The organism is Rhodococcus sp. IEGM 1370 (genome assembly GCF_033142325.1).
In the GTDB taxonomy this organism is placed as follows: Bacteria; Actinomycetota; Actinomycetes; order Mycobacteriales; family Mycobacteriaceae; genus Rhodococcoides.
The window spans coordinates 62,458-70,848 of the sequence record NZ_JAWLRY010000021.1; the positions used below are offsets into that span (position 1 = coordinate 62,458).

Sequence of the window (8,391 nt, forward strand, 5' to 3'; positions counted from 1 at the left end):
TCTGGTCGACCGTGGCACGGAAAACACCACGATCGACCCACGGATCGACGGTAGGGCCAGCCCTACCTCGGGCCGTGGGTTCACACTGCGGACAAGCCGACGACACCCGACTTAGGCTGATCCGCATGAACGAGGCTCTACCGATTCCCGTGAATCCACTCAGGGCGTGGATATCGCCGCACTGGTGGCTTGCGGTGGCGTCGTTGCTGGCATCGACGGTCGCCGGGCTGGGCGGTTGGATGATCCTGGGTCTGCTGATTCTGGCGGTGTGCGCACTGCCGTTTGCGCTCAGCGGTGTGCTCGTCTTCGCGCTGACGATAGTGGCGCTCAAGTGGATGGACCGTGCAGCGCGTGCCGGAATCGGTTTCACCGGTGGAATTGCCATCGAGGGCCCCGAAGTGACCGTGTACCCGACCAGTTGGCGCAAGTTCGTCTGGTGCCTCCGCGACATCGGATTGTGGAAGTCGTTGTGCTACTGGCTCATCCGCATTCCGGTATCGGCTGTTCTGCTGTTCTTGCTGCCGGCGCTCTTCGTGGCCCTGCCGGTTCTCGCGCTGGCCCCGGTCGCCTGGATCGTGACGAATCCGGTCGCCAATCAGCTCGAAATCGGCGAGCGGGTGGGCTATCCGTTCGTCGCGTTGGTCGGCTTCGCATCCTTGGTGACCTTCGTTGCGGGGGTGCCGCTGCTGCTCACCGCCCTGGCGCGACTCGACTGGTGGAGTGCCGCAGCCCTTCTGGGTCGATCGGAGTCCAGTAGGAGAGTGGACGAATTGACGGTGAGTCGAGCTCGTGTCGTCGACGCTGCGGATGCCGAACGCCGTCGTATCGAACGCGATCTGCACGACGGGGCCCAGCAGCGTCTCGTCTCGGTGGCAATGTCACTGGGGCAGGCGAAGTCGCGCGTCTCTGCGAGCGAGGACGCGGTGTTGAAGGAATTGCTGGACGACGCACATCGAGAAGCAAAGAACGCGATCGGCGAGATCCGCACCCTCACACGCGGTCTGCATCCGCCGATCCTGACAGACCGTGGACTCGACGCCGCATTGTCGTCCGTCGCGGCGTTGTGCACGGTACCGGTGACGTTCCGGATAGACCCGGCCCTATCCGGTGATCGACGCCCGGACGCCACCGTCGAGTCGACGGTCTACTTCGTCGTCTCGGAGGCCCTGACCAACGTCAGCAAGCACGCGAAGGCAAACCACGTCCGTGTGGACGTCGCGAGAGTCGAGTCCGCAGTGCGGGTGACGGTGGTCGACGACGGATGTGGCGGAGCGCATCCGGCACCGGGAGGCGGCCTGGCCGGGCTCGAGGACAGGCTCAGCGGAATCGACGGAACCCTGTCCATCACGTCGCCGTCCGGTGGCCCGACGCGGCTCGAGGTGAGCATCCCGTGCGAGTGATCATCGCCGACGATTCGGTTCTGTTGCGAGAGGGAGTCGCTCGCCTGCTGACCGATGCCGGAGCCGACGTGATCGGCAAGGTGGCCGACGCGTCGGAACTGCTCGCGGCCATGTCCGCTGCCGATCCGCTTCCCGATGTCTGCGTGATCGACGTACGCATGCCTCCCACCTTCCTGGACGAAGGTCTGCGCGCAGCGCTGGTCATTCGCCAACGGTGGCCCGTTGTAGGGGTTCTCGTGCTCTCGCAGTACGTGGAGGAACGGTACGCGGCCGAGCTCATCCGGCAGAGCACGGACGGCGTCGGCTACCTGTTGAAGGACCGGGTAGCCGACGTGGACGAATTCGCCGATGCTGTGCGGACCGTTGCCACCGGCGGCACGGTCATCGATCCAGAAGTGGTGCAGCAGATCCTGGCTCGGGCCCCACGATCGGATCCACTCGACTCGCTGACCCCGCGCGAGCGGGAAGTGTTGACCGCCATGGCCGAAGGCAAGTCGAACGCCGGAATTGCCGCTGCTCTGGTGGTCGGTCAAGCAGCCGTGGAGAAGCACATCGGAAACATTTTCGCCAAGCTCGGGCTGCTCGGCGACAGCGCCGATCACCGCCGTGTCATGGCCGTCCTGCGATATCTGGGAGCGATCCAGTGAGAAAAGTTCTGTGGCGCACTGCTGTCGCCGTGTCGGTTGCCGTCGTAGCGGTCGGTACCGCAGGAGCGGCCACGACGGCCACCCTCGCCGTCGGCTTCACCACCCCGAAGATGCACTCTTTCGATTACTCTGCCGATACGACGATCGCCGGAAATAATCTTTCCGTCACAACGAGATTCGCCAAGGTGTCGGTGTCCATGAGCCCCGACTCGGAGTTGCACGTACGGGCCGACGGCTCGTACCGAGGAGATACTCCGACGGTCGACATCAGCGAGGACGGCTCGACGATCGCTGTGGAGTGTTCCTACCGCAAGCGAGGCAGCTGCGACATCGGCCTCGAACTACGGATACCCGCCGGCTTGATTGTCGACATCGACGCAGCAGCAGGCGACGTGGAGCTCTCCGACGTGGACGCGCAGGCATCGGTGTCCACGTCCGCGGGATCCGTGACAGCTCGGGGATCTGCCGGAACCCTGGACATCACCACCGGATTCGGTGACGTCGACATCACCGACGCGGCTGTGTCGACAGTCGAGGTGGATACGACATTCGGTCGGGTCGCCCTGGATTCGAGGGTGCCACCGGACTCGGTCCGCGTACAGAACATGCAGGGCGACAGCATGATCGAACTACCGGCGGCCGATTTCTACGACGTCGAGGCGACGTCGGAGAAGGGCGATGTCGACATCGACGTCGTCGACGATCCGAATTCCCCGAGGTCGGTGTCGATCACCAGTGAAGACGGCCAAATTTCGGTGCAGCGGAGATAGTTTCGGTCAGCGACTTACCTGTTCAATGACTCCGACGCCATGCGCTGAACGATCTGACCGAGGACGTGGTGGGACGCACCAGCCACGGCCACGGATGCAACTCGACCGGGGCCACGGCGTCGGCGATGCGGGAGAAGCCGGGAACGGGCGCCCAGGTGGTGGCCAAGGGGGCGCCCGGAGAGTTCGTCGGCCACTCGACCGCGGCGCACCTCCAACGGGCGGGTCGACGCGATCTCACCGAGCGTCTCGGCAAGAAAGACCAGCCTTTTGCCGGAGAGCCGCAGTTTCCGCAGGAGTGGTTCGTCGAACACGAACACGGCAGGTCGGTCGGTATCCGCAGCCGAGGCGGGGTCTGCGGTTCCGAGAGATTCGGCTGTCAGCCAGACTTGTTCCGCACCTTGTCCTTCCACGTTTGCAGGACCGGCGGGAATCGGCGCCTTGTTCAGATCCGGGCCGTCGACCGCGGGGCCGAGATCGTCATCGGGCCAATTCTCGATGGGGCACGCATCTTTCAGTGCGCAGTTGCCGCACAGGGACGGTGCTCGCTTGTTCACCTGCCATCGACTGAAGCCGTACACTTTGCCGCTTCCGGTGCCGACGGTCCACTGCCAGCCGAGGCGATTGGCTGCGCGAGAGCCGTCGAGTAGGTGGGCGAACATCTCGTCCTCGCCATCGCGCCACGTCGCACCGGCGCGGACTGCCCACTGGGACGCCAGCCACATGCGAGTTTGATTGACGAGCCAGCCGTCGTCGTGCAATTCACCGACCACCGAGGACATGCAGTTCATCTCCTCGGGCCACGGCTGCGCGGTCCAGCCCTGCGGACGCGGCTGCTCACGGCGGAGCGAACGGCCGAGATCCGTTCCGACCCGTGCATAGAGGTGGCGAGCATATTCCTGCCACATCAATTCGTCGCGGTAGCGGGAACGGTCGCGGGAGGGAGCGTCGGCGACCGCGTCCCACACTTCGCGCAGCGTCAGCAGCCCGTGGCGGATGTACGGCGACATGCGACTCGCACCTCGGCGGTTCACCGGGAGAACGGTGCTTCGATCGCGGGCATAGCCGGTGATGTCGAGTCCGGCCAGCGCGCTATCGGCAGCGGACTGCCCACCTGGAATGGCACCGGCGGTGACCCCGTCCGCCCCCTCGCGAGCCAGATCGCCCAGGTGCTCGGCAACCCAGGCGACGACGTCATCGGTGGCGGCGCCATCGGCGATGGACGGGGGAGGAGGTAGCTCGGACATGCCGTCGGACTTCCCCGTCGGGAGGAAAGGGAAACGCGGGGGTCAGGGTCGCGGCAGGCGTCGATGAAGCAGGTTCGATGTCGTTCTTGTCGCCGCCCTACCCTGGTGAGGTACGGACGAGACGACGGCGGGCGTGTCCGCGGTGGCGCGGGCGGCATCGTGCGCTTGCATCGCAGCGCTGTTACCCCGACCGAGAACGGGTGAGGAGATCTTTCGGGCTGCCGCCTGCCCGCATGCCGGACACGGCACCTCGGAGGGCACGTCGGCCATGGAGAATCGCTGCTCGACGGGGGCGCAACGCTGTGCGCAGCGGAAGCTGTAGGTGGGCACGTATCCGAGGGTAGCGTTAGATGTCGCATCAGCGACGTTCCGGCACAACGTCATACAAGATTTACATGCCATATGCGGCCGGATGCACCACGACGGTGCAATGATCGAGGCAGGGGAATCCGCGCAACCGGAGGTGTCCAGTGCCCGAACTGCTGTTTCCGCTCGACTCGACGAAGAGTTTCACCGAACAGGAGATCGTCGGCCACAACCGATGGCATCCCGACATTCCGGCGGCGGTCACGGTCAAACCCGGCACATCTTTTCGGGCCCACTGCCGCGAATGGTTCGACGGGGCCATCCACAACGACGATTCCGCCGAGGACATTCTGAATGCGCCGCTCAACAACGTGCACACACTGTCCGGGCCGTTCCACATCGAGGGAGCCGAGCCCGGCGACCTGTTGATCGTCGACATCCTGGACGTAGGGCCGATCCCGCAGGAGGATTCGGGTCCGCTGGCCGGTCAGGGCTGGGGTTACACGGGAATCTTCGCCAAGGAGAACGGCGGTGGGTTCCTCACCGATCGATTCCCCGACGCGTACAAGGCAATCTGGGATTTCTCGGGGCAGACCACCACATCTCGTCACGTTCCGCACGTGAAGTACACCGGCATCACCCATCCCGGCCTCATGGGGACCGCGCCCTCGGCGCAGTTGTTGGCGAAGTGGAACGCCCGTGAAGGTGCCTTGATCGCTACCGACCCCAATCGTGTTCCGCCACTGGCACTTGCCCCAGAACTCGACGGGGCAATTCTCGGATCACTGAGCGGCGACGAATTCTCCCGTGTCGCAGGTGAAGCCGCGCGCACGGCACCGCCCCGCGAGAACGGCGGAAATCAGGACATCAAGAACCTCACCAAGGGCACTCGCGTCTTCTATCCGGTGTTCGTGCCGGGGGCGAAATTGTCTTTCGGAGACCTGCACTTCTCGCAGGGAGACGGAGAGATCACGTTCTGTGGCGCCATCGAGATGGGCGGCTTCATGGACCTGCACGTCGACCTGATCAAGGGTGGCATGGAGACCTACGGGGTGAGCGAAAACGCGATTTTCATGCCCGGCAACACGGCACCGCAGTACTCGGAATGGATTGCCTTCTCGGGCATTTCGGTGACCGTCGACGGTGAGCAGAAGTATCTGGACTCCGACCTGTCGTACCAGAACGCATGCATGCACGCGATCGACTACCTCACCAAGTTCGGCTACAGCCCCGAGCAGGCGTACCTGTTGCTGGGTTCGGCCCCGATCGAAGGACGCCTGTCCGGGGTGGTGGACATCCCCAATTCCTGTGCCACCGTGTACATCCCCACCGCGATCTTCGACTTCCCGATAGCGCCCTCCGCCAGCGGACCATTCCAAATCGACCCGGGAATGGGAGCGCCGAGAGCGCAGTTCTGACGCAGCGCGGTGGTCGAGATTTGCCGCCGAATGGCTAGTGGCTCTCGTCGTAGCCGGCAGTGATGTTCTGATTGACGCGGACCGGCCGGGACTCGACTTCGGCGAGCGCAAGGATGTCCGAGACCGTCTCTGTGCTGCCACCGAGATACGCGCAGGGGAAGTCGAAGTGCTGAGCCACGCACCATGTGTGATCGCTGGGCCACCACAGGTTCGGTGACAATCGTTCGAGTGTGTCGGTTGCGCGTGAGACCGGTCCCTTCAACAGAAAATAGTTGTAGCCGGCGATGGCTGCGGTCGGTGCCGTCGCGCGAATGTCGTCGAGTGCGGTGTTGCCTTCCCAGACGGCGAACCAGCACTCGTCCGGCGTTGTCGTGTGTCGAGTCAGTACGGTGCTGACGGATTCCAGCTGATCACGCCAGGGTGCAACGGTTTTCGACGATGCATGCTGGGTCGTGCTGGCACGTACGGGATACAGGACACGGGCAAAGGCGTCGAACGCAGTGGGGACCAGCGAGCCCACTGTGATTGTGGCGAGGCCGTCGAGGTTGTAGTCCACCCACTGCGCTTCCGAGACATTCTGCTGCAGATCGTCGTTCGACCATTCCGGGCGATACGTGCTCGATGCCATAGCCCTCACGCTACCGACATCGAGTGCGCCCGCTGACAGGTTGAGCCACCACCTGCCAGGCGAATTGTTCAAGCCAGGATCGTTCAGCTCCGAATGCCGATCATGCGGTTCGGATGGCTCACGTCAGTTCCTACCACCGTGACTGCGTAGATGATGGGCGGAGCCGTCGACAGTCGTCTTGCCCTGTTCGTAAATCTGTTCGAAAACTTGTCGGTGGGTCGCGGTAGATTTTGTTCATGCTTTCGGGGGACGGCGGATCAGGGGTGGACGGCATCGATGTGGTGCCGCCTGCCCCTGACGTGTCCGATCCCGACTTGTCGGCATTGGTGGAGCGGGTCGAGTCCGTGGTTGCGGAGTTGGCGGAGCAGGCGTCGGCGTCGTGGACGAACGCCGACCGGCGTGCGGTGATCCAACGCATGGAGATGCTGACACGGTCGCTGACCGCGTACTCGTACACCTGGCTCAACGAGCTGGTCTCTCAGCACGGCCTCGACGTATATCCGGGCTCGGTCCCGTCCTCGGTGGCGTGGATGCTGCGGATCACCCCACGGGCAGCGGGTGCTCGGGTACGACTGGCTGCGGAGTTGGGGGATCGCACCTCGTTCTCCGGTGAAGTTCTGCCGCCGTTGCTGCCGCACACCGCCGAAGCATTACGGGCCGGGCTGCTCGATGCCAAGCATGTGCAGATGATTCGCGAGTTCTTTCGCCATCTGCCCAAGGACGTCGATCCGCAGACCCGCGATCTCGCCGAAGAGCAGTTGGTGGGTTACGCATCGACTAGACGCCCCGACGACTTCGCACCGTTGGTAGCGTCACTGGATTCGATCCTCAACCCCGACGGCGATCACGACGACGATGAAGACGAAGACGAGGACGGAAAACCGAAGCCGCGCAAACGTAGGGATGCGTTCTTCTATCTCGGCGAGCAAGGTGCCGACGGTATGTCGGAAGGCAACTTCTGCGTCGACCCCGAACTACGCGCCTACCTCGAAGCCCTGTTCTCGAAAGCCGCGAAGCCTGGCATGTACAACCCCGCCGACGGCAAACCGATCGTCGACGACGACACCGGAAGCGACGAGGACGACCACACCTCGGGCGAGGATGCCCACGCACGACCGCAGCCCGGGACCACGCCCCGCGAAGCAGGGGCGAGTGATGCAGGATCGGGGGACTCCAATTCCGAGACACCACCGCTACCTGAGCGTAAAGACGGGTGGCGACGTGATGCGGGACTCTGGAACGACGGTCCATGTGGCTGTGACGGCCATTGCGGTGACGGCCATTGTGGTGACGACGACTGCGGTCACGACGACTGCGGTCACGACGAGTGCGGAGGCGGCATCGAATGCGGTTGCGGTACAGGCTCTGACGACACCTCCTCCGACGGCACCTCCTCCGACGGCCCTGCTGCCAGGCGTACCGCTGCCGGGCACGGCGATACCGAGAGCAGTGAGGCACGGGCCGAGGCGGCGGCGTCAACGCGCGAGGCCGCAGCCCAGCGTGACATCCGCACCCAGAACGAACGTCGTCACGACGCCCTGAAACTGGCACTCCGGCACACCCTCGCCTCCGGGACCCTCGGCACCCACCGCGGCCTGCCCGTCACCGCCATCGTCACCATGACCCTGAAGGATCTGGAAGCCGGCTGCGGCTACGCCATGACCGGTACCGGATCCCGCGTCTCGATCCGCGACGCCATCCGCATGGCTTCCCACGCCCACCACTATCTGACCATCTTCGACGACGACGGCAGAGCCCTCTATCTGGGCCGTTCCAAACGCATCGCCTCCGCCGATCAGAGGATCGTGCTCATCGCCCGAGACCGTGGCTGCAGCTTCCCGTCCTGCACCCGCCCCGCAACCTGGTGCCAAGCCCACCACCTCACCGATTGGATAGACGGCGGCAACACCGACATCGACGGATTGACCTTCGGCTGCGACATGCACCACGCACTCGTCGGCACCGGACCAGGAAAGTG

The 8,391-nt window shown here is 64.3% G+C and carries 8 protein-coding genes; 5 read left to right on the top strand and 3 right to left on the bottom strand.

Annotation, left to right across the window (positions count from 1 at the left end; all coding sequences use genetic code 11):
* Nucleotides 1-125 precede the first annotated feature (125 nt).
* From R4P47_RS21080 to R4P47_RS21090, 3 genes are read left to right on the top strand one after another with little or no spacing between them, the layout of a single operon-like run.
* Entirely contained in the window at nucleotides 126-1,400 is a 1,275-nt protein-coding gene (locus R4P47_RS21080) for a sensor histidine kinase (RefSeq protein ID WP_317532953.1), read from the top strand.
* Nucleotides 1,391-2,047: a response regulator transcription factor gene (locus tag R4P47_RS21085; RefSeq protein WP_317785625.1), complete on the top strand. Its 657-nt coding sequence runs from the start codon at nucleotides 1,391-1,393 to the stop codon at nucleotides 2,045-2,047. Before R4P47_RS21080 ends, R4P47_RS21085 begins: the two co-directional genes overlap by 10 nt.
* The gene (locus tag R4P47_RS21090) at nucleotides 2,044-2,817 is read left to right on the top strand and encodes a DUF4097 family beta strand repeat-containing protein (protein WP_317532952.1); all 774 of its coding nucleotides are present in this window, start codon (nucleotides 2,044-2,046) and stop codon (nucleotides 2,815-2,817) included. The genes R4P47_RS21085 and R4P47_RS21090 overlap by 4 nt, the downstream gene beginning before the upstream one ends.
* A gap of 14 nt (nucleotides 2,818-2,831) precedes the next feature.
* On the opposite strand, the gene R4P47_RS21095 is transcribed toward R4P47_RS21090, so the two are convergent.
* Nucleotides 2,832-4,061 carry an FAD-binding domain-containing protein gene (locus tag R4P47_RS21095; protein ID WP_317532951.1) on the bottom strand — a complete coding sequence of 410 codons (1,230 nt, stop codon included), beginning with the start codon at nucleotides 4,059-4,061 and terminating at the stop codon, nucleotides 2,832-2,834.
* A 42-nt stretch (nucleotides 4,062-4,103) separates the two neighbouring features.
* Complete coding sequence (locus R4P47_RS21100) at nucleotides 4,104-4,463, bottom strand: FmdB family zinc ribbon protein (RefSeq protein ID WP_317785626.1); 360 nt, start codon at nucleotides 4,461-4,463, stop codon at nucleotides 4,104-4,106.
* A 68-nt stretch (nucleotides 4,464-4,531) separates the two neighbouring features.
* On the opposite strand from R4P47_RS21100, the gene fmdA reads away from it, so the two are divergent.
* On the top strand, nucleotides 4,532-5,785 hold the full coding sequence (gene fmdA, locus R4P47_RS21105; protein WP_037195472.1) for a formamidase: 1,254 nt from the start codon (nucleotides 4,532-4,534) through the stop codon (nucleotides 5,783-5,785).
* A 34-nt stretch (nucleotides 5,786-5,819) separates the two neighbouring features.
* Here fmdA and R4P47_RS21110 read toward each other — a convergent pair whose 3' ends face one another.
* A complete protein-coding gene (locus tag R4P47_RS21110) occupies nucleotides 5,820-6,413 on the bottom strand; it encodes a hypothetical protein (protein WP_269595774.1) in 594 nt (197 codons plus the stop codon).
* A 236-nt stretch (nucleotides 6,414-6,649) separates the two neighbouring features.
* Here R4P47_RS21110 and R4P47_RS25150 point away from each other — a divergent pair.
* On the top strand, nucleotides 6,650-8,391 hold a 1,742-nt coding region (locus tag R4P47_RS25150), incomplete at its 3' end, for an HNH endonuclease signature motif containing protein (protein ID WP_332112696.1).

Coding starts and splice junctions, on each gene's coding strand:
- R4P47_RS21095 (WP_317532951.1), bottom strand. CDS start 4,061: ATGTCCGAGCTACCTCCTCCCCCGTCCATCGCCGATGGCGCCGCCACC.
- R4P47_RS21080 (WP_317532953.1), top strand. CDS start 126: ATGAACGAGGCTCTACCGATTCCCGTGAATCCACTCAGGGCGTGGATA.
- R4P47_RS21100 (WP_317785626.1), bottom strand. CDS start 4,463: ATGGCATGTAAATCTTGTATGACGTTGTGCCGGAACGTCGCTGATGCG.
- R4P47_RS21110 (WP_269595774.1), bottom strand. CDS start 6,413: ATGGCATCGAGCACGTATCGCCCGGAATGGTCGAACGACGATCTGCAG.